The 21,297-nt window shown below is 38.9% G+C and carries 20 protein-coding genes and 1 riboswitch; of the genes, 1 reads left to right on the top strand and 19 read right to left on the bottom strand.

All coding sequences use genetic code 11. The features are described from left to right. Positions 1–16 precede the first annotated feature (16 nt). The 3 genes from AC0C45_RS15565 to AC0C45_RS15555 all read right to left on the bottom strand — a co-directional run bounded on the left by AC0C45_RS15565 (position 17) and on the right by AC0C45_RS15555 (position 4,087). Positions 17–1,300 carry an ABC transporter ATP-binding protein gene (locus AC0C45_RS15565; protein ID WP_047932282.1) on the bottom strand — a complete coding sequence of 428 codons (1,284 nt, stop codon included), beginning with the start codon at positions 1,298–1,300 and terminating at the stop codon, positions 17–19. Beyond that, positions 1,297–2,355, bottom strand: a complete 1,059-nt coding sequence (locus AC0C45_RS15560) for a FecCD family ABC transporter permease (RefSeq protein ID WP_472928249.1) — start codon at positions 2,353–2,355, stop codon at positions 1,297–1,299. The genes AC0C45_RS15565 and AC0C45_RS15560 overlap by 4 nt, the downstream gene beginning before the upstream one ends. A 205-nt stretch (positions 2,356–2,560) precedes the next feature. Further along, positions 2,561–4,087, bottom strand: a complete 1,527-nt coding sequence (locus tag AC0C45_RS15555) for a cobyric acid synthase (RefSeq protein WP_034650917.1) — start codon at positions 4,085–4,087, stop codon at positions 2,561–2,563. Positions 4,088–4,179: 92 nt separating this feature from the next. After that, a riboswitch (cobalamin riboswitch) is annotated at positions 4,180–4,359 on the bottom strand. 147 nt (positions 4,360–4,506) lie between these two features. On the opposite strand from AC0C45_RS15555, the gene AC0C45_RS15550 reads away from it, so the two are divergent. Beyond that, positions 4,507–5,070, top strand: coding sequence for a YdcF family protein (locus AC0C45_RS15550; RefSeq protein WP_034650916.1), 564 nt, complete (start codon positions 4,507–4,509; stop codon positions 5,068–5,070). Positions 5,071–5,130: 60 nt separating this feature from the next. On the opposite strand, the gene AC0C45_RS15545 is transcribed toward AC0C45_RS15550, so the two are convergent. The 16 genes from AC0C45_RS15545 to AC0C45_RS15470 all read right to left on the bottom strand — a co-directional run bounded on the left by AC0C45_RS15545 (position 5,131) and on the right by AC0C45_RS15470 (position 21,219). Beyond that, entirely contained in the window at positions 5,131–6,702 is a 1,572-nt protein-coding gene (locus tag AC0C45_RS15545; protein WP_013083735.1) for an APC family permease, read from the bottom strand. A 427-nt stretch (positions 6,703–7,129) separates the two neighbouring features. Beyond that, on the bottom strand, positions 7,130–7,777 hold the full coding sequence (locus AC0C45_RS15540) for a nitroreductase family protein (RefSeq protein WP_034650914.1): 648 nt from the start codon (positions 7,775–7,777) through the stop codon (positions 7,130–7,132). Between the two features lie 269 nt (positions 7,778–8,046). Continuing rightward, complete coding sequence (locus AC0C45_RS15535) at positions 8,047–8,796, bottom strand: SDR family oxidoreductase (RefSeq protein ID WP_472928248.1); 750 nt, start codon at positions 8,794–8,796, stop codon at positions 8,047–8,049. A gap of 21 nt (positions 8,797–8,817) precedes the next feature. After that, complete coding sequence (locus AC0C45_RS15530) at positions 8,818–9,789, bottom strand: DHH family phosphoesterase (protein ID WP_237892479.1); 972 nt, start codon at positions 9,787–9,789, stop codon at positions 8,818–8,820. 312 nt (positions 9,790–10,101) lie between these two features. Then, on the bottom strand, positions 10,102–10,650 hold the full coding sequence (gene hxlB, locus AC0C45_RS15525; protein ID WP_047932281.1) for a 6-phospho-3-hexuloisomerase: 549 nt from the start codon (positions 10,648–10,650) through the stop codon (positions 10,102–10,104). Continuing rightward, the gene (gene hxlA, locus AC0C45_RS15520) at positions 10,650–11,285 is read right to left on the bottom strand and encodes a 3-hexulose-6-phosphate synthase (RefSeq protein ID WP_171777026.1); all 636 of its coding nucleotides are present in this window, start codon (positions 11,283–11,285) and stop codon (positions 10,650–10,652) included. Before hxlA ends, hxlB begins: the two co-directional genes overlap by 1 nt. Positions 11,286–11,388: 103 nt before the next feature. Continuing rightward, positions 11,389–12,399 carry a LacI family DNA-binding transcriptional regulator gene (locus tag AC0C45_RS15515; RefSeq protein WP_472928247.1) on the bottom strand — a complete coding sequence of 337 codons (1,011 nt, stop codon included), beginning with the start codon at positions 12,397–12,399 and terminating at the stop codon, positions 11,389–11,391. Positions 12,400–12,500: 101 nt separating this feature from the next. Beyond that, a complete protein-coding gene (locus AC0C45_RS15510; RefSeq protein WP_013083742.1) occupies positions 12,501–13,145 on the bottom strand; it encodes a bifunctional 4-hydroxy-2-oxoglutarate aldolase/2-dehydro-3-deoxy-phosphogluconate aldolase in 645 nt (214 codons plus the stop codon). A 26-nt stretch (positions 13,146–13,171) separates the two neighbouring features. Further along, positions 13,172–14,452 (bottom strand): MFS transporter, encoded by a 1,281-nt coding sequence (locus AC0C45_RS15505; RefSeq protein ID WP_034650899.1) that lies wholly within the window; start codon positions 14,450–14,452, stop codon positions 13,172–13,174. Positions 14,453–14,454: 2 nt separating this feature from the next. Then, positions 14,455–15,414: a sugar kinase gene (locus AC0C45_RS15500; protein ID WP_047932275.1), complete on the bottom strand. Its 960-nt coding sequence runs from the start codon at positions 15,412–15,414 to the stop codon at positions 14,455–14,457. Then, complete coding sequence (locus AC0C45_RS15495; protein ID WP_013083745.1) at positions 15,411–16,154, bottom strand: sugar phosphate isomerase/epimerase family protein; 744 nt, start codon at positions 16,152–16,154, stop codon at positions 15,411–15,413. The genes AC0C45_RS15500 and AC0C45_RS15495 overlap by 4 nt, the downstream gene beginning before the upstream one ends. A 157-nt stretch (positions 16,155–16,311) precedes the next feature. Continuing rightward, positions 16,312–17,040 (bottom strand): hypothetical protein, encoded by a 729-nt coding sequence (locus tag AC0C45_RS15490; RefSeq protein WP_028409104.1) that lies wholly within the window; start codon positions 17,038–17,040, stop codon positions 16,312–16,314. A 141-nt stretch (positions 17,041–17,181) separates the two neighbouring features. Then, positions 17,182–18,642 (bottom strand): phytoene desaturase family protein, encoded by a 1,461-nt coding sequence (locus tag AC0C45_RS15485; RefSeq protein ID WP_047932274.1) that lies wholly within the window; start codon positions 18,640–18,642, stop codon positions 17,182–17,184. Then, a complete protein-coding gene (locus tag AC0C45_RS15480) occupies positions 18,639–19,778 on the bottom strand; it encodes a glycosyltransferase family 2 protein (RefSeq protein ID WP_233335000.1) in 1,140 nt (379 codons plus the stop codon). Before AC0C45_RS15480 ends, AC0C45_RS15485 begins: the two co-directional genes overlap by 4 nt. After that, positions 19,742–20,455 carry a lysophospholipid acyltransferase family protein gene (locus AC0C45_RS15475; protein ID WP_047932272.1) on the bottom strand — a complete coding sequence of 238 codons (714 nt, stop codon included), beginning with the start codon at positions 20,453–20,455 and terminating at the stop codon, positions 19,742–19,744. The genes AC0C45_RS15480 and AC0C45_RS15475 overlap by 37 nt, the downstream gene beginning before the upstream one ends. Next, positions 20,452–21,219 (bottom strand): carotenoid biosynthesis protein, encoded by a 768-nt coding sequence (locus AC0C45_RS15470; protein WP_034650879.1) that lies wholly within the window; start codon positions 21,217–21,219, stop codon positions 20,452–20,454. The genes AC0C45_RS15475 and AC0C45_RS15470 overlap by 4 nt, the downstream gene beginning before the upstream one ends. Positions 21,220–21,297: the final 78 nt, after the last annotated feature.

Here is a 21,297-nt window from a genome sequence, read left to right as displayed (position 1 = left end):
AAATGACCGCTACTGCTTATTTAAAGCAATTGTCGGTCATTTTTGTTTCCATAAATAGTTGTAATTCTTTTTGGAGGCGTTCCATTAAGAACTCTGAAATTTCTTCTTGATTTTCTTCTTTATGATGAGATGATGCTACAGCAATACGTCCTGTTTTCCCTAAGAAAGCCCGGTACTCAATTACCTTCATCGCAGCATGAAGTAAGTTCGCGTCCGAAAGCGGTGTATTTGTTAGTAGAACAATATTCATTTCATTCTCTTTTTGTCCATGTGTCAGCACAGCCAGCCACGAGTAACCTTTATCGTCTTTTAAGCGAACTTCATGACTGGATAAAGACGCAGATTTCCACGCCGCGTTAGCACTGCTTTGCTGTTGAACAATTTCTTGACACCAGTCTAGGCCTGTTTCATTTGAACCCAGTGAAAGAGTTCTCAAAGGACGAACAAAGGATAAACATAGGTTGCCCGGTTCCTTTTGTAACTGATATAACTCATGAAAGTCCGTCTCTGGATATTGATACGGCGGCACAAAAGCAATTTGCCGCTTGTTCACAGCGGGATGGTGAAATACATGCAAATCAACCCCATATACTCTTTTTAACGTAGCTGCATCCTGAAAAATAGCATCCATCCCCGTTTCTTCTACTCTTCCATCTTTCAGTAACACAGCATTATCTGCAAACAGCGAGGCGATGTTGAGATCATGCAAAATGGCCAGAACCGTTAAGCTCATTTCCTGCTGTAACGTTTTTAACAGCTGAAGCAGTTCCATTGTATGTTTTACATCTAAGTGATTCGTTGGTTCATCAAGAAGTAAGTAGTCAGGTTCTTGCGCCAGTGCTTTAGCCAGTAAAACCCGCTGTTTTTCTCCACCGCTCAGCGATTGAAAAGTATGATTTCTATAGTGCCAAACGTTTGTTAATTTCATCACGCTTTCCACCACTTCTTCATCCTGTGCTGATACAGTGCTAAACAATCCTTTTGCCTGATAAGGGTAACGTCCAAGTGAAACAATTTCTTGAACCGTAAATTCTAGCCCAATTTGATTTTCTTGCGTCATGACTGCAACTTTTTGCGCCAGCTGTTTTGGTGAATAAGCCTTCACTGACTTTCCTTCTACCTTCACTTCGCCTGATTGAATGGTTAATACATTCATAATCAAGCGAATAAGCGTTGTTTTCCCGCTTCCATTTGGTCCTAGTAAAGCGACAAAAGAACCTTTGTCTACGGTGAACGTGATGTCACGAACGGTCGGCTGCTGCCTATCGTATCCTCCTGTCACATTATATAGTTCAATCATGATATTCCTCTTTTCCGCATACGTTCTTTTACAAGGAGCAGGGTAAAGATTGGCGAACCAATTAAGGCGGTTACGACTCCAATCGGCAGTTCACGAGGTTCTAATATCGTTCGTGCCAATAAATCTGCTAAAACCAAATAACTTCCTCCAATTAAAATAGAAAGCGGCAGTACATGCTTATGATTAGCTCCCGCTACGAGACGCACTACATGGGGGATAACTAAGCCAACAAATCCAATTGCCCCAGATACTGATACCGCAGCCCCTGTTAATACGGATGCACCTATTAAAATCATTCTTTTTTTCTTCTTTACGTCTATTCCCATAAACTGAGCGGATTGATCGCCAAATGCTAAGCCGTTCAGCTCTTTTACATGTAACAACAGCATAATTGTACCAATCAAAAAGAACGGCCCTAAAATTTGAATATGAGACCATCCTCTCATTGATACGCTTCCCATTAGCCAATATAAAACCTGTCTTACATCTTCTTCGGGAGAAAGAGCCACAATTAATGAAATAAGCGCGCTCATAAAGGATGATAAAATAATCCCCGCTAAGATGATGGTTTCATTGGCCAAATTGCCGCTTGCGAGTTTCGTAATACCAAAAACTAAAAGAAGAGTAATAAAACCAGATACAATGCCGACTACAGGCAGCGTGAAGATAGACAAACCAAAAATACTCCAATGAAAATAAATTGCCATGACAGAGCCAAGGGTTGCACCTGAGGAAACCCCAATCGTATAAGGATCAGCAAGAGAGTTTCTTAATAGCCCTTGAAAGGCAGCCCCTGCTATTGAAAGCGAAGCTCCTACTAAAAATGCCACCAGTACTCTTGGTAAACGAATTTGCCAAATGATTAAATCCATGTTTTCGGGACCGTGATATAAGGATAGCCCGGTAAGGTGGCCAATAATAATTTTGATTGTATCTCCTACGGTTAACGAAACTGTACCAATAAATACGCCCATAATTACCGAAGTACATACAATAAATAAACTGACTATGTATAAAATAGATGCTTTGTTAAAAAAAATACGTTTAAAAATCAATACGTTCAGCTCCTCTAGGAAACGAGGCGTGATGTTTTATATTACATTAACCATTCATTTTCCTGTCCATAAACCATGCTTCCACCATGCATTAAGTTGGAAACAATCATCTTTTATTTGTTACGAGTGCTAGACTGTTGAACTAGGCAACGTAGAATAGCGTACTAAAGTTCTCGGCAAAAAAACAAGCGAAAGCCTCTACAAGCTATACTTTTTGTGTTTGCTCCGGGCTTTTATAGTTGTCTATTAACTGATACAGCTTTTCCATATCTACGGCTTCTCTCACATATGCTGCTGCTTTTGAAAAAGATTCCTCTTTTTGCAGGCGACTGTTGAATGTGTCCGTAATAGGCGGCAATTTTTTATGTTTACGAATTTGATTAAGCAAAGCTCTGCGCAAAGCATCATTATGAAACACATCATGAACATACGTGCCAATGACGTTGTCTTTAACCGTTCCTTCTTTTTCATGCTCTACCACTGCAAAAGCTTCCGTGGTGCTCTTAGAAATCGTCTTTCCCATATGAATTTCGTAGCCTTCAATCGAAACTCTTTCACTTTCTAGCTGGACATACCCAGCAACTCTTTCTGTTTTTTTGCTGGTTGTCATAACCGTTTCCACTGGAAGCAAGCCCAGCCCTTTAATGGATTCAATCCGAGATTCTACTGCATCAGGGTCTGTAATTGTCTCCCCTAGCATTTGATATCCTCCGCAGATGCCAATGACGTGAACGTTCGTTGTGTTCAATACTTGATTAATGGCTAGATCCAGGCCGCTTTCTTGTAAAAACTGCGCATCTTCAATCGTATTTTTGCTTCCTGGTAAAACAATTAAATCAGGCGTACCTAATTGCGACGGCTTGGTTACAAGCCTCACGTGACAGTCTTCTTCTAAGCTTAAAGGATCGATGTCTGTAAAATTTGAGATGCGCGGGTACGAGATGACCGCAATATCAATTTCTTTTAACGGATTCACAAGCGTTGAGTAATTTCTAAGTGATAACGAATCTTCCGCATCAATTTCCACGTTGTTCATATAAGGAATAACTCCTAGAACCGGAACACCCGTGTATTCTTCAAACCACTTCAAACCTGGTTTTAAAAGTTCTAAATCTCCTCGGAATTTATTAATTAACACCCCGATAACTCTAGACTTGTGTTCATCTGGAAGCAATTGAAGAGTACCCACTAGGCTCGCGAAAACGCCACCTTTATCAATATCTCCTACTAGCACAACAGGCGCTTCTGCTATTTTTGCAACACGCATATTTACGAGTTCCCGATCGTTCAAATTGACTTCGGCAGGACTTCCAGCACCTTCAATCACAATTCGATCATAATGATTGGCAAGCTCTTTATAAGCTTCCGTGATAACGTTCAAACCTTCATTAAAAAATTCTTGCCGATACTGAAAAGCAAACATATTACGTAGCGGTTTTCCGTGAACGACAATTTGAGATTCATGATCACGAGTTGGTTTAATTAAAATAGGGTTCATATTGGTTGTTGCTTCTACTCCAGCCGCTTCTGCTTGAATTCCTTGCGCTCTGCCAATTTCTTTTCCATCCATTGTAATGTATGAATTAAGCGCCATATTTTGCGATTTAAACGGTGCAGTTTGATAGCCGTCTTCTTTAAAAATACGGCAAAATGCTGTAGCAATCATGCTTTTTCCAGCGTCTGAGTGCGTTCCTTGAATCATAAGCGGTTTTCCTTTTTTCACTTTTCCCACTCCCTACCACATAAAAAAACCTTAACTGTAAAAGTCAAGGTTTGGTCATGCGCTCATTAACACATTGTCTTGACTTATTTCTCCCACCGAAAAATAAGGGGTTTTTAAAAGCAGGTCTCCTGGCTTATGCTTCGTTTTACTTCTGCACCCTTCCTAGTTTGACTAGTGGGTCTTTGCAGGTTCATCCACATTTACAGTAGCGGGGGCTGCACCGGATTTACACCGATTTCCCTATTATCCTCCTTAGAGGCACTTTTAAAATCATTTATTCTTTATTGTAACGAATTTTATAACCATTCACAATAACGATTTTCTTCTATTATTATATATTACTGTGTTTATACTTATTTGGGTCTCGTATGCTATAATAACAATTATTTTCCAAACATCTTATGAAATAGCTAGGAAGGTGCTCACAGTTGAAGAAAAAAATGATTTATACCTTTATTGGTTCTCTTGTTCTTTATATAGCAATTATATCTTTTTGTATGTATCAAACTGCTCACAAGCCTGTTCCGCAAAACGCAGATTATGTGCTCGTTTTAGGTTCTAAAGTAGATGGTGACAAAATGTCTCCTAGTTTAAAAGAACGAGTAAAGACGGCTTTATCTTATTTACAAGCACATCAACAAACAAAAGTTATCGTAACGGGCGGAAAAGGATCCGATGAAGCAATTTCTGAAGCAGAGGCAGCCTATCGTTTTCTGCGGAAAGAAGGAATTAAAGAGAATCGAATTATAAAAGAAAATCAGTCAACTTCTACTTTTGAGAATTTTACTTTTACTAAACAGAAAGTTGATATTCAACACAAAAAAGTCGTCCTTGTTAGCAGTGATTTTCATTTATTTCGCGCCTCTATTATTGCTAAACGTCAAGGTTTTGACGTTTATCCTTTAGGTGCAAAGACACCAAATTCAATTAAACTTCAAGCCTACTTTCGTGAGTATGCTGCTATATTAAAAACGTGGCTGTTTGATAAGTAAATAGAGTACACCCCCTATACAAGCGAAAAACACGGCATGAATTCATGCCGTGTTTTTTTATTAATCATCTGTATCGATAACTGCTTTTGGTAAACCTGTGTATTTCGCCCAGTAGAAAATACCAAGTGAAACAAGAGCAATTAAAATTAAGTCAAGCGGGTTGCTTAGCACACCTTGTCCTCCACCAAATGAACCTAAATAAGAGATAACAAGCATAATAATATAATAAGCAACTAGCCACCAAGCAGATTTAAGCTGCTGTGCAAATTTTACAACGTCAGTTGGTACGTATTTCTTAAACGCTACGTAGATAACAACCATTAGAAGCTGTGATCCTAGCAGCCAAGAAATTGTCGTCCACCCTGACCAATATACGATGTATGAACAGAAAATAAATGATACAGGAGCAATAACGCTCATGCCTTTTAATTTAAAAGGTTTTTTAAGATCTTTTGCATTTACTCTGAATGCAGCAGCTGAAATTGGCGCAATCGCATAAGACAGAATAAGTGCCACTGAACATACGTTTACTAGCGCTTCCCAAGAAGGAAATGGCAGTGTCCAGAATACGGACATTCCAAATGATAGCCATAGTGACGCACGTGGAATTCCTGTTTTCTTATCTACTTTTGAGAAACGTTTAAATAGTGTTCCATTACGAGACCAAGCATAAACTAAACGAGAAGTTGTATTCATGAAGATGTTCCCGTTACCGCCTGGTGATAAAATAGCATCAAAAATAACAAGCGTTACTAACCAGCCAAGGCCTAAAATAAGTGCAATATCTTTAAATGGTAAAGAGAATTGCTCTTGAATTGTTCCCCATCCTCCTGATAGCATATCAGCCGGGATGTTACCAATGAACAATACTTGCAGTGCTGTGTAAATAATCGCTGAAAGTACAATACAGATAATGAGCGCGATTGGAATATTACGCTGCGGGTTTTTAACTTCACTGGCTACAGAAACAATAGGGTGAAGTCCTAGGTAAGCAAACATAACGCCACCTGTTGAAATGGCTGCTTGGATACCATTAAAACCAAACGGAGCAAAATCGCCAGTTGTAAAGTTAGCTGATTTAAAGTGATAAGCCAACACGACGATAATTGTAAGAGGAACCGCATATTTGAACACAGATATAATAACATTTGACTTAGCAAATGCTTTTACACTTACGTAGTTAATGATAAAAAATAGTGTTAATAACGCGAACTGAAATAACCAGCCGACTGTAGTAGGCGATTCAGAACCATGTTTAGTTAGACCAGGAAGCCAAAAAGCAACATACTGACGTACAGCCGTTACCTCGATAGCAATCAAACTAGTGTAAGCAATAATGGTAATGAATGAAATTAAGTAACCCACTAAATGACCGTGTGAGTAAACCGGATAACGGATAATTCCACCGGTACGTGGCAGCGCTGCTCCAAGTTCAGCATACACTAAACCGATAAGTAAAATAATGACTCCGCCAATCAGCCACGAAAAACTTCCGGCTGGCCCAGCCTTTGACGCTACGTTACTAACCGCAAATAACCAGGCGGAACCAAAAATAGCTCCCATCCCAATTAACGTTAGGTCAAGTAACGATATTGATTTTTTAAATTTTCCTTGATTTCCTTGATCAGACATAAAATCCTCCTTTAAAATTCCCACTCCACATATCTACGCCCTTGCGTCCGATATGGGATTCTTTACATCATCCTCCTCTTACTAAGACCTCACAAGTGGATATGTTAACAAATATTCTCTAAAAAACCAAGTTAAAAACTTTATTTTTTTGTAAAACATCGTTGAATTGCTTATGTATAGCGCATAAATTCCACAGAAGATTTGAGGACTACTCCTCCTATTTAACCGCATTTTTCTTAGGTTAAACATAAAAGAATATTCAAACTATTTATCAAAAAAAGAGGCTGAGACATAACGAAATCAACCGCTAGAAGCAGCTACTACATACGCAAAACCTACGCTTGCCATACCAATGAAAAAATCCGAACGATGAATCGTTCGGATTTTGCTTCAACTAAAATAATTTTGTCCGTACCTCTTATTTTGCTTATTTAAATACTTTTACACGTTCAGTTAGCGGTTGAAATTCTTTTTCTCCCGCAGGTGACACAGGATTACCAAATGGCATTTGGGCAATTAATTTCCATGAGCTTGGAATATTCCAAGCTGCTTTTACTTCATCGTCAATCAATGGATTGTAATGCTGTAATGTTGCTCCTAGGCCTTCGAGCTCAAGCGCTGTCCAAATCACATGCTGCAGCATGCCTGATGATTGGTTAGACCAAACCGGGAAATTTTCGCTGTAAGATGCGAACTGCTTTTGCAATCCTTCAACTACTTCTTGATCTTCAAAGAAAAGAACTGTTCCATAGCCGCTTCCGAATAAGTTCATTTTTTGATCCGTATCTGAAAAATTTTCAGCTGGAACAATTTTACGAAGCGTTTCTCTCGTAATATCCCATACTTTATCATGCTGTTCGCCAAATAAAACGACTACGCGTGCGCTTTGGGAATTAAATGCTGAAGGAGTATGTTTCACCGCAAAGTTAATAACTTCTTCAATTTTTTCTTCTGATATTTTTACATTTTTATCAATTGCATAAATAGAACGTCGGTTTTTAATCGCTTCATAAAAATCTTTTCCAACCTGTTGTTGATCACTTGATTTATCAAATAATTTATCTAAAAAACCCATTTTCCACACTCCTAATTGTTTGTTTTTTAAGCTTAAATTGCATGTTTATACCCTTCCCCCTGATAAAAGGAGATAAACAAGATATAATGAATTATTATATCTCTAATTCGAGATATTAAACTAAAAAAATATTAATTGAAATTTAATTACTTTATGTAACTTACTTTACAATGATTATTTTGTTCTGTCAAGCAAAAATTATTATCTTTTTCTTTTCTTGATTATATGAAAAAAGACTGCTAAATACGGCAGTCTTTTTTCTTAGATGCTTAATGTTCATAAATCATCTTTCGCGTCATTCCCCCGTCTACTACGAGGTTAGCTCCTGTTACAAAATCATTTTCGACGTTTGTTAAGTACATACACGCTCTTGAGATATCGGCTGGCGTTCCCACCCGATTAGACGGATGCTGCGCATGATCGATTTCACGAAGGCCATCGTGGTCAGATGTCTCAATCCATCCTGGAGAAATAGCGTTTACTGTGATATTGTCATCACCAAGTGAAATGGCAAGTGCGTGAGTTAAAGCAACGATTCCTCCTTTTGTAGCAGCATAGGCTTCTGTGTGAGGTTCAGACATTGTAGCTCTTGTAGAAGCTAAGTTTACAATGGAGCCTCCGCTTTCGTTTTTTCTCATCACCTTAGCTGCTTCGCGAGAGCATAGAAACACGCTGCGCAGGTTCGTATTGATAATGTCATCCCATTCATCAATGGTTAGCTCATACGGTGATTTCCAGCGGGAAACGCCTGCATTATTAATCAAAATATGTATCGTTTCATACGTACTGACCGTTTTTTCAACGAGATTTAAAATGTCGCCTTCTTTTCGGACGTCTGTTTTGACAAAAATGGCTTCTCCGCCTTGTCTTTGAATAGCTTCTGCGTGACGCTCTCCTTCGGTTTCGTCCACATCTGCCAATACCACTTTTGCTCCTTGTTTCGCGTATGCGCGGGATACATCTTTACCTATTCCGTTCGCAGCTCCGGTAACAACAACAACTAAATCTTTAAACGACATATCATCTCCTCCTTATACGCTTTATTCACTTTTTTCTTCGTCTTTAAACAAGTGATCCGTGACGAAAAGAGCAAACGTTTCAGCCGTTAACTTGCATCCAGAAGCTTTTGGGTGACCTCCTCCTCCAAGGTGCCCAACAATTTCTGCTAAGTTGATTTCGTCTTTTACTGCACGGAAGCCAATTTTTTGGCGTCCCATGTCTACCATAACGGAAAAGTCGATATCTTCGTTTTCTAGACACAGTGCATTTCCTAGCTCAGACTGATATGTATCTGCGAATACAATCCCTGCGTTGTACGCTGTGTTATCAATTTCAACCCTTTCTTTTATGATTTGTTTTTGCTTGTCGTAAATGTATTTTTCAATCTTTTTTTCTTCTGCTTCTAGTAAAATTTCATGTTTGTCCGTAAACGTAAATTCTTGATTTTCAGTATGGTACGATTCACGAAGCGTTTCTAGAATAGTTTCTTTAAATTCTTCATGCGGGATTAGATAATATAGGTGATTAAGGCGCTTTGCTTTCAAGTTATTTTCATGGAACCAGTCCCACGTATCAAATAAGCGCACAAGTTCTACGTACTCATCAAGCAACGCCGTTTTTTGGAGCATGTTGTTGTGCACTAAGTAGTCGTAGAAAAGAGATGTAGCTGCCGTCTTTTTACCGTTTTCGTCTTCTGCAATAACATGAACCCAATCGTATTTCTCAGCTAGTGGAAGAGCAGAGATATGATGGTCAATAAGAGTGATTTTTTGGCCTTTTTTTACCAGTTCATTTAATTTTTCCGCTACTTCCTCATTCACGCTAATATCCGTTATGTATAAAGCTGTGTCTCCATCGTTTTCTTCTTCAATAAAATGTGTCACTGTGTCATTAATGCGGCCAATGCTTACCGTGCTGTAATCAAAGTTGTCATCGCCAAACGCTAACCGACCCAATAGTGCCGGACTTACCCCGTCTAAATCGTTATGTGAAATTAATTTTATTTTTTTCATTAATCAAAACTCCTTTATTTTCAGTCGCCTTAGTATATGTACCGGCTTGTATATTATAGCAATTTCAGCATAAAAATGCTGTTATTTACTTTGAAGTGAAGTCAACGTTCAGACTTAGACTTGCCTGTATCAAAGGAGATGAGACATAACTATCTCGATTCAATCAACAGCTAGAAGCAACTACACCCATGAAACCTACGCTCACCGATACCAATGAAAAAATCCAAACGAATGTGATTCTTTATCAAGAATCTCGATTCATCGTTCGGATTTTCTTTTAAATAACCTACTTTTGTTCTAGCCTCTTTCCTCTTATTCTAAATTGCTGTGCTGCTTAAACGCCTGTTCATGATTCGTGTGATTCAAATTCCCGTATTCTAAACAAATGGTATCAAATACAACGTGAGCACATTGATCAAATAACGAGCCCAAAGGCTGAATGGAAGCTGCTTCATTTTCACTTCGATATTTGGTTGCAGCGGGAATGTGTAAAAGCTCGTCAGTATGAGCAGTTAATGGTGATTCTGTACTAGCTGAAATGCCGATAACTGAACATCCTACCTCTTTCGCTTTTTTTGCTACACTCACCACTTGCTGTGTTTTTCCTGAACCAGATACGGCCACCAACACGTCACCTGCTGCAATCGAAGGAGTAATGGTCTCCCCTACAACATATACTGTCGCACCTAAATGCATCAGTCTCATCGCAAATGATTTGCCCATTAACCCAGAGCGGCCTTCGCCTATAACAAAAATTCGTTTTGCTTGGTAAAGTGAAAACGCTACTTCTTCTATTTGCGGTTCTTTTATGTGATTCATTACGGCCGTAATTTCGTCTAAAATCGTTTGTGTTTTTGTCATCATACGTTCCCCCTGCTCATAAATAAGTTTTGAAATTTAGCAGATGACTTTGCCACATCCGCACTTTTTGTAATCGCTGATCCAATAATCGCGACGTCCGCTTTCATTTGAAGTAATAATGCTGCTAAGGCTGGATTAATTCCTCCTGCTACTGCTATTTGGGCATCTGAATGAAAATATTGCCGCAAATTTATTTGACTCAGCGATTTTCCTTCTTTTTCTTGCTCATCTTTGCTGATATGATGGCAAAAAATAGCGTTTCTATAAATACTTACTTGCTTTTGCGAGCTGCTTGACGTGTTTAATAAATCAACCATCATTTTTTTATTCCATTTTTCGCTGACATTTGCGCACGTCTCTATCGTAGGTAAAGGTGATACACCCATGACCGTTGCTATATCTGCTCCTGCTTGATAGCACATTGTAAACTCATACTCTGCGTTATCAATCGTTTTGATATCTGCTACAATCGTCTTGTGCGGAAATGCCTGTTTGATTTTATAAATGCTTTCAATTCCATACTCTTTTATAAGAGATGTACCTACTTCAATCCAATCAACAGAGGGTTCTGCCAGCTTGGCAAGGATAATAGCTTCTTCAATTGTGACGCGATCTAATGCTAATTGTATCTTCATATTTTTTCTCCTCACTTTTTACTAAATCGGTTTAGTAACTGCATAAAAAAAAACCAATATTTTGATGAGCTAAAAAGAGCACGCCATAGGCGCTCTTTTTAGCTTAATGCGACAAAGTTGTTTCTCGAATAATTAATTCACACTCATACTGGTATTCTTCATAAGCTATCTTTTCTTTCAAAATTTGTTTAATAAGTAAATCTGCTGCTTTTGTTCCCATATCAAAAGCGGGCTGCGAAATCGTCGTAACAGCAGGCGTTGCTACATCTGCGTAAGGAATATTATCATAAACAATTAAAGATAAATCATTTGGGATATTAAATCCGTGTTGTTTAATAAATTTCTGCACTTCAATGAATACTAAATCGTTTCCAGCAAGCAGCGCTGTGGGCGGATTATCGGCTGCAAATAGCTTCTCAAGCGCTTTTTGCATGTCCGCTTTTTTGCAGTTGATAATCATGGATTCATTTACAGGCATATTGGCTAATGTTAACGCTTCTTTGTACCCTTCTATACGTTCAATCCGAGGTGTAATAGTTAATGGTTCTGTAATAATTGCTATATGCTTATGTCCCAGCTCGAGGAGATGCAAAATAGCCTGTTTTGTGGCTTCTTGGTTGTTCGCCACTACGGATGGAATTTTTCCTTTTACATCGTGAATTTTGCGATCCATAATAACAACTGGATATTCTTCTTTGATCATCTGCTCATAAAGAGAAGTATTGGCTCCCGTTGGAAATAAAATAAGGCCATCTACTTGCTTTGCTTTTAACATATTAATATATTTCTTTTCTTTATCAGGGTCATCATCTGCGTTACAGATGATGGCATGTATATCTTGTGAATGGCAATAGTCTTCAATTGCACGAATGACTTCAGTAGAAAATCTGTGCATAATATTCGCGACAATAATCCCAATCATTGACGTTCGCTTTTGTTTTAAGCTTCGTGCTAGATAGTTGGGCTGATAGCCGAGTGTATCAATCGCTTCTTTAATTTTCTTTCGTGTTTCTTCGCCCATATATTCATACCGTTTGTTAATGTATTGTGATACGGTGCTTTTGGAGACATTTGCTGCTTTTGCAACGTCCAGCATAGTAACTTTTTGCATCATAATCCGCCCTTTTCATTCAATCCCTAAAATTATGCTACTCCTAGTGTAAACGAAAAAAACGAAAAAGGAAAAGCCTTCTTGCTAGCAGAAGGCTTTATTTATTAAGCGTACGCAAGCCTAGCTTCTTGAATTTCATTAGTAAAACGCTTCGCTTCCTTTGTTACTTGACGTAAGTATTCAGGAGTTGGAAGCTGCTTTCCATCCACTAATGTGCTTCCTGCCCCAATAGCAGCTGCACCAGCTTTAATATAAGCGCCCGCATTTTCAGCCGTAACGCCGCCCGTTGGCATTAATGGAATATGAGGAAGCGGTCCTGCTATATTTTTAAAATAAGCGGGGCCTACTACGCTTGCCGGGAAAACTTTAATCATATCTGCACCGCATTCATAGGCTGTTAGTATTTCAGTTGGTGTAAAAGCACCCGGAACGCTAATGACACCGTATCTTTTAGCCGTTTTAATTGTTCGTTCATTAACCGTAGGAGAAAAAATAAATGACGCTCCCGCCATAATAGCAATTCGTGCTGTTTCTTCGTCTAGAACAGTTCCTGCTCCAATAAACATCGAGTCGTCAAATTCATTTTTCAACTCTTTAATAACCTCTACAGCAGCAGGGTTTTCCATTGTAATTTCTAGGTTTGTTACTCCGCCTTCTTTTAATGCGTAGGCAAGCGGAATAATTCGCTCAGCACTTGCTCCTCGAATGACCGCTACAATACCGCTACTTGTAATTTTCTCAATATGCATCTCAATTCTCCTTTTTTATCGTTACATTAAGCCGTTGTTTCGACTGGCTTTACACTTTGAACTTCTCTTGGCTTTTTCGTTGCGACAATGGTTAAAACTGCCGCAAGGAATAATGATCCAGCCATAAAGATATATGAAGCGCCAAATCCTCCTGTTGATCCATTTAAAAATCCTACAATATAAGAACCGGCAAATGAACCAAGTGCGCCCATGCTATTAATTAAAGCCATTGCTCCTCCGGCAACATTACGCGGTAAAATTTCAGGAATAATTGCAAAGAACGGTCCGTACGGAGCGTACATCGTTCCTCCGGCGATAACGAGTAAAGTAAAAGAAAGCCAGAAGTTGCTTGTGCCAACTAAATAAGATCCGTAAAAAGCAAACGCTCCTACTAATAAGAACGGCCATACAAATGCGCTTCGTTTTAAAAACTTATCTGACAGATATGAAACCGTTAACATTAATATAACTGCTAATACGTAAGGAACGGACGCTAACCAACCTGTTTTCACTATACTCATGTTAGGCGCTGCTTTAATAATAGACGGAAGCCACATAACAAATCCGTAGACACCGATACTCCATAAAGCATATTGAATGCTTAATAAAATGACAGTACGATTTTTGAAAGCTTCTTTATAGCCTTTAACAGGTTTGATTCCTTCTTGTTCCTTTTGCAGTGCATCGTGTAAATCTGCTTTTTCTTTTTTTGACAGCCATCCTGCATCTTTTGGCTCGTCATTTACTAGTTTCCACCATAAAAATGCCCAAATAACAGCTGGAAAACCTTCTAAAATAAACATCCATCTCCAGCCAAACGATTCTAGCAAATACCCAGAAACAATAGACATCCAAAGAACGGTTGCCGGGTTTCCTAAAATTAAAAACGTGTTGGCTCTAGAACGTTCTGCTTTTGTAAACCAGTGGCTTAAAAATACCAGCATAGCAGGCATAACGGCACTTTCAACTACTCCTAAAGCAAATCGAATAACAAACAAAAATCCGACGTGGCTTACCATACCCGTAGCTGTAGCAAGTGCTCCCCATAAAATCAGAGACCAAAAAATCAGCTTTTTGGCGCTTTTATTTTCAGCATAGTGAGCGCCTGGAATTTGGAAAAAGAAATAACCTAAGAAAAAGAGCGACCCTAATAAAGACGAAATACCTGGCGTAATATGAAGATCTTCTGCCAGCCCTGCCGCTGCTCCAAACCCATAGTTTGCACGGTCTAAATATGCAAGGCTATACGTAATAAATACGATAGGAATTAATCGAAGCCATCTTTTTTTTGCTAGCTGCTGTTTCATTATCACTTCACTCCTTGTTTTTGGGATTCCATATATCTTTGCAACTGCTGTTCAGTTGGATATCCGTCGTTATCTCCAGGGCTTTGTACAGCTAATGCCCCAATAGCATTTGCTCTCCTTACAGACTGAGTAAGAGAATCATTTTGAAGAAGTCCGCTTAATAGTCCTACTGCAAAACCGTCTCCTGCTCCGACTGTATCCACTATTTGTTTCACTTTTATTCCTTCAACCATCCCTTGCTCTTTAGCCGTCTTAAAAAAGGCTCCTTGTTCACCTAGTTTAATAACCACAAGCTCTACACCTGCATCTAAATAGTAAGAAGCAATGTCTTCTGGATTTTCGTAGCCGGTTAAGATTTTTCCTTCTTCAATGCCCGGCAGAACGTAGTTTGCTTGTTTAGCAGCTTCATTGATTGTAACAACCATTTCTTCTTGCGATTTCCAAAGAGTGGGTCTCAGGTTTGGGTCAAAGGAAACCGTTCTTCCAGCTGCTTTCATCGATGTAAGTGCATGTAGAGCAAAATCGCGCATACTTGCTGACACAGCAAGCGGTATGCCTGTCATATGCATATGTTTTGCCGCTAAAAAATAGTTTTGATTAAAATCGCTCGAGTGCAAGTGACTGGCTGCTGAATTTTTTCGGAAGTAACAAACTTCCGGATCTCCCACTTCCACTTTTGATTTAATTTGAAAGCCTGTTGCATGTTCGCTGTCTACTAGTACACAATCGGTGTTGACATATTCCTCTTGTAGACGTTTCATAATAAACGTACCGAAAGGATCGTTGCCGACTTTGCTCACCCAGCCTGCGCGCAGACCGAGACGAGCGAGACCAATTGCTACATTTGTTTCTGCTCCGGCCAGTTCTTTCGTATAATGCTTAATCTCATGCAGCGGTCCCGGCTGTTCTGCCATGAACATCGCCATTGCTTCTCCGAAGGTAATAACGTCTAATGAATTCATTGAACTTCCTCCTGTTCTGCTGCTTGCACCGATGAAATGAAGCCGGGAATTTGTTCCGGTTCATCGATTGGAAACTCTAAAGCTTTAAAAATCGAATGAGAAAACCCTTTCAAAATATCTTTCCACATTTCATTTGAATCGTTTGATATAGCGGTTGTCACTAGCTTTCCGCTGCTTTTTATGACGTGTTTAATATGAATATAGCCCACAAATGACCTTAGCATTTTGATTGCTTCCTGGGGTTGTTCATGTACATAAAGCCAATTACCAATATCAAACGTCATGGAAACAGGAACTTCGTAAGCGTTATCAAAAAATGCATGCAGAGATGCTATGTTGCCTCCGTGACTGGTTTGATCGTTCTCTACAAATAGACGTAAAGCTGGAAATGCTTCTAATAGCTGCTGTAAATCTGCCATAGGCGATTGGGGCTGATAAAAACCAAGAGAAACTTTTACCCACTGAGCGCCAAGTGATACGGCTTCTTCAAGAATAGCTTTTAATTCTTGTGTGTTTAACTCTCCATTTTCTTTCCACAGTTCAATTGGAGCCGAATATACTGTAAAAAGCGGATATGTTTTTAATTCTTCGGCAATAAGCTCAATCTCTTGATCTACTTTTTTCATTAACTCTCTTCGAATTTCCACTCCATGTACTTGCTGCTCATATATTTTCCCAATCATGGTGTGCTGAAAGCCTGTTGTTTCGAATGCATTTAACGGGATAATGATACTATTCATAAATCGACCTACCTTTCTTATTATACTAACTAACCACTTACTAAACCGGTTTAGTAAATCGATTTATCTAAATTATAAGACTATTGAAAGCGCTTTTCAAGCTTTTTTTATAAATTATAAAAAAAAGAAACAACACAGCTTTATGCCGTGTTATTTCTTAGTGATCATCTGTGCTTTTTACTAGATTGCGATCTTGCTGGTAAATATCATAAATCAAAAAGCTAAAGCCATAGTACAAGACCATGATGACAACTGACTTCGTCATGATAAATAAAGCGCCTAGCCCAATACCAACTAACAGCGTCTGGACACTTAAACGGTCACGCTGGAAAGCTAGCTGTGATAGGAAATAACCAATACCAATTAAGACGGCCAATACCCATGTGTTTTCAATGGCTAATATATAGTGACTATATAAATAAAAGCTAGGAAAATAAACGGTACTTTCTACGAAGCTGGAGATACCGCTGTATGCAAGCCACCACTTTTGCTCTCTTTCCGTTTTAGGAACGGTTGCCTCAATTGACGTGGGCATTTCCTGTTCCACAAAAACCGTTTCTCCATGATCTTTCATCCATTGAAGCATAATGGAAAGAATGATAAAGCCTGCAAAGATTAAAAGCAGCAAATATTCAATCCACGCTGGATACGGAGCCGTGCGGTGAATCGTATCGAGATATACTCCCTGTAATCCTAACATAGAAATTGGAACCCTATGGTATACCATCACCGCAATATAAAACAGTAAAATTAGCACATAAAAAAAGAACTGTTCTTTGTAGTAGCGAATTTTTTTGCCTTCTGAAGCAATTCGCTTAACAGTCACGCTTTCCAAGTACGGACGGATAATGCTTATGATAATAATAAGACACGTAAATACAATCATATAGTTATGTAATCACCTTTTCAACTTCGTTATGTAACATATTTTTTCATTTTTTCCATCCGTAATAACAGTAGGTTAACAGCCTCTGCACTTTCTTATAGTACCAAAAAACTAAACTTTTTGACAATCCTGATTTATCAATTAGGACGATGAAATAAGCATAGCTACATTGATGCCGCTAATCGTGACCATAGGAGACCCTCCTCCAGGGTGAGTCGTTCCTCCTACAAAATATAAGTTTTTAACATCTTTTGAGACGTTGCTTGGGCGAAGAAAACTATCCATTTTCCGGTTTGAACTCACGCCGTACAGAGCACCTTTAAATGCACCAAACGTTTGTTCAATTTCATATGGAGTAACAATTCGTTCATGTACAAGCCAAGGCTCGATATCTAAACCAAACTGAGAAAGCTTGCGATAGACAACTTCTCTATAAGCTTTCATTTCTTCTTGATTCTCTTCTTTCACAGCAGGAGCATTCACTAAAATAAATAAATTATCGCCCGGAGCTACCGTTTTATCGGTATATGAAGAATTACAAATGTAAATGGTGGGATCGGTTGGAAGCGTTTTTTGTTGAAATAGTTCATAGAATTCCTGTTTATAATCCTGAGAAAAATACACTTGATGATGAATCAGCTGAGAAAAGCGCTTCTTAACAGCTGCCATGATCACATAAGCTGATATGGAAGGCTCAAATTCAGCTACTTTTTTGTTTTTAAAATGAGGTCTATCCTGTTCTTTTACAAGTGCCGGATAGGCTTTTAGCAAGTCTCCGTTCACAATAACGATATCCGCGTCTATCTTTTCTTCTCCATTTACTTCCACTCCGACAGCCCGTTTATTTTTTACGATTATTTCAGTAACACTGCAGTTTGTATACAGCTTTCCTCCAGCTTTTTGGAACACATGTCCCAGCCCTTTTGCAATTCTAGGATTTCCTCCTTTTACATAGTACACCCCATCATTCATTTCTAAATGTCCAATCAATGAAAACGTAGCGGGTGATGTATAAGGTGAAGATCCGATATAGGTTGCATATCGATTAAATGCATTTCGTATGTTTTCGTTTCGAAAAAAACGCTGATGAAACGTATCTACTGTTTCAAACGGCCTTACTTGCAGCAATGCTTTTAATAAAGAAGGGTTTGTGTAATCTTTCCACGATGAAAATGTCCGGTAGAAGAATTGGCTTTTTGCAATGTCGTATATTCTTTTTACTTCTTTCAAATAGGCAGGGTATTGCTCCGCAGCAAAGGGATCGAGACGTTCAAGCTGCTGAATCATTTTTCTTTCGTCTATAGACATGGAAAATTGGGAGCCGTCGGTGAAGAAATTATTCGTATGATGCGTTACTTTGACAAGAGGCATATATTCTTCTGGACGTTCACCCGCTTGCTCAAATAACCACTGAAAAACTTCGGGCATTGTAATGGTATTAGGCCCAAAATCAAAAGAATATTCTCCTAGCTGCACAGGCATCATTTTTCCGCCTACATGCTCGTTTTTTTCCACAATTGTGACATCGAACCCCTTTGTTTGAAGAAGAACTCCTGCAGCTAATCCGCCTAATCCTGCCCCAACTATTAGTACTTTTTTCATTGATAATGCCTTCCTTTCCATTCATATCCCTGCTTTTTTCGTTCACGCTTCATGGAATGATTCATCAGCAGCATCAGCACAATTGCCGACGCGGGCATCGTACAAAATAAAAGCCCTTTTTGCTGAGCCGACCGGTCAATTAAAAACCGCTGAAAAAGCATAATGCAAAAAGGAAGAATCCAAAGCATGTTGCCTGTGAATATTCCTGCTATAAAAAAAGGAAGCGGCAGCACATAGTAACAGGCAAAAAAAACGCTTAGTACCCAAACTGCTTTAGCGGAGCGGCCCAGACCTACAAAGATGTTTTTAGCAAAACCGTTCCATACTTCTTCTGTTGTTTCATACATATAACAGCTAACATGAGAGGTAATATTAGCTAAAATGACGCGGTGTTTCTTTTGCTTAAAAAGCTGGGCTAGGTGGACATCTTCTACTAGTGAAGATTTGACGGCTTCATGTCCTCCTACGGCCTCGTAAGCTTCTTTTTTTATAAACATAAAAGCACCGTGAGCCGCGGAAGCTTTGCTCATCTTGTTACGATTAGCTACGACAACCGGTAAATAACTAAAAACAACCACATGCTGAAGCGGAACAACCAATGCTTCTAACCACGTTTTTACGGGAAAACGAGGGAAACCTGTTAAAAGAGCGGCTTTTGCCGCTTGTGCTGTGGCTAAAGTATGTTCTAGTGTACGTTCTTTTAGTTCTACATCTGCGTCTATAAACAATAAATATTCTCCATTTGCAGCTTGCGACAGCTGGTAACAGGCATGAACTTTTCCGACCCAACCCTCTCTCAGCTCTTTTCCTTCTATGATGGTAAACCTCGGATCCCCGTGAATTTCTTTCAACAGCTGTGTTCGTGTTTGATCAGTGGACTGATCGTCTAGTATGACACATTCTAGATTGCTGTACGTTAATCCTTTAATAGAGGAAATGATTCGCTTTACATTTCGTTCTTCATTTCGCATTGGAATCAAAATAGAAATGAGAGGCTGAGGTGTTTTGGAATCCGGCTCGTATCTTTTTAATTTAGGCATTGCTTGAATATTTACAATGGTTAAAAGCAGCATAAAAATAAATAAGAGCATATAGTAAATCATTCTTTCACCTTCGCTTTCCACCACGTTAACCATTCACTAAGCGTCTTTTTTCCTTTTAATAAAACCGTAAACTCCTCATCGTTTTCTTGAATTATTTTCTGTTTTTGATGATCAAGCTGAGCAGTGACTGCACCGCCTAGCGTGTTGGTTATCTCTTCTCTTGCCTTGGCCGAGTCGTAAAAAACAGCTTGCCCTATCCAGATAAAAAGCTCCGGTCGCTGATCATGGCGAAACGTATAATAATACGTAATGGGAATAACTTCAACGTCAGAATGCTTCTTTAGAAGAAAAGCAGGTCCTTCAGAAAAAGTTAACGGTCTTTTTTCAAGATGCTCTTCTTTTCCTTGGGGAAAAATAAGCACCGCTTTTTTCTCTTCTAACAGCTTACTGGCAAACCTTAACGATTCCACCGTATGCTTCGGAGACGCTGCATTTACTGAAAAAGCTCCGATTCGTTGAAAAAAAGGAAAATCCTTCATTCCTTGTTCGGACATCATAGCGTATAGATCTGTTTTTAATACCGCGTTATTTAAATAAAATGTCACTAAACCGTCCCACCAGCTGGAATGATTAGCAATTAATAAAATTTTTTTATCTTTTGGGAGCCCTCCTATATGTAAATGAATACGATAAAATTGCTTTTTAAGCTGATATGTGACAAACAGTTGAAAAAATCGCTCAAATATTGAGTTTTTCTTCGGGTAAATCATAAGCGAGTCTCCTTTTTATACACAATATAAAGAATAAGAAAAGGAATCATCGTCAGCCATACGACAAGCCATAGGCCATTTGCCAACGCTACAATCACAAACATCATGACAACTGCACTATACAAAAATACCATTCTTTTTTCCCACACCGGATTTTCCTCTTTAGGAGACTTAGCTAAAAAGAAGTATACGACCAGCTGAATGAAGAAAGACAATAAAAACCAGCCGGAGAAATTTGATAAAGGAATATTATAATAAAAGCTGTCCCCTTCCCACACCCAATATTGTTTAACAACATAGGCAACAGGATCAATAGCCAAATCCATAATAACAGCAAAAAGCGAACTAATGACTGCATAGGCAATTCCATGGACAATAAACGGCAGCTCCATACGTTTCATAATTCCTAGAGCTAGTATTCTGCTTGTAACCACAACCATAAACCAAGCCGAACCAATGGTCAGAGGAACACCTAAAATTTTGGCGCCAAAATCTTTTTCGTAATCGTAGGATCCAAATAAAAATCCATACTTAACACCTAGACTTTCGATATAAATAGATGCGCCTGTCACAAATATCGCAACGAGCAGTGCCCGCCTTACTCCATAAGCTTTAGCTAGATAAATAAGAGCAAGAAGACTGCTCAAGTGTAAAAAGACCGCGTTTGCCCATTCTAACCATGAAGGCAGCAAATCGAAGGAAAGCAAGACGACTCCGCATACGTACCAGATAAGAAAAAAACGATAAATACCATTTGTGATCATCCTCTATCCACCTTCTCTCCAGCTTCTTTTTGTCAAAGTGCTATTATATAAGCTCGTACCCATTCTCTCCATTTTCAA

Source organism: Priestia sp. VA7 (genome assembly GCF_055710015.1).
The sequence above is the reverse complement of the archived record's forward strand: the minus strand, read 5'-3'. Positions and strand labels throughout refer to the sequence as shown.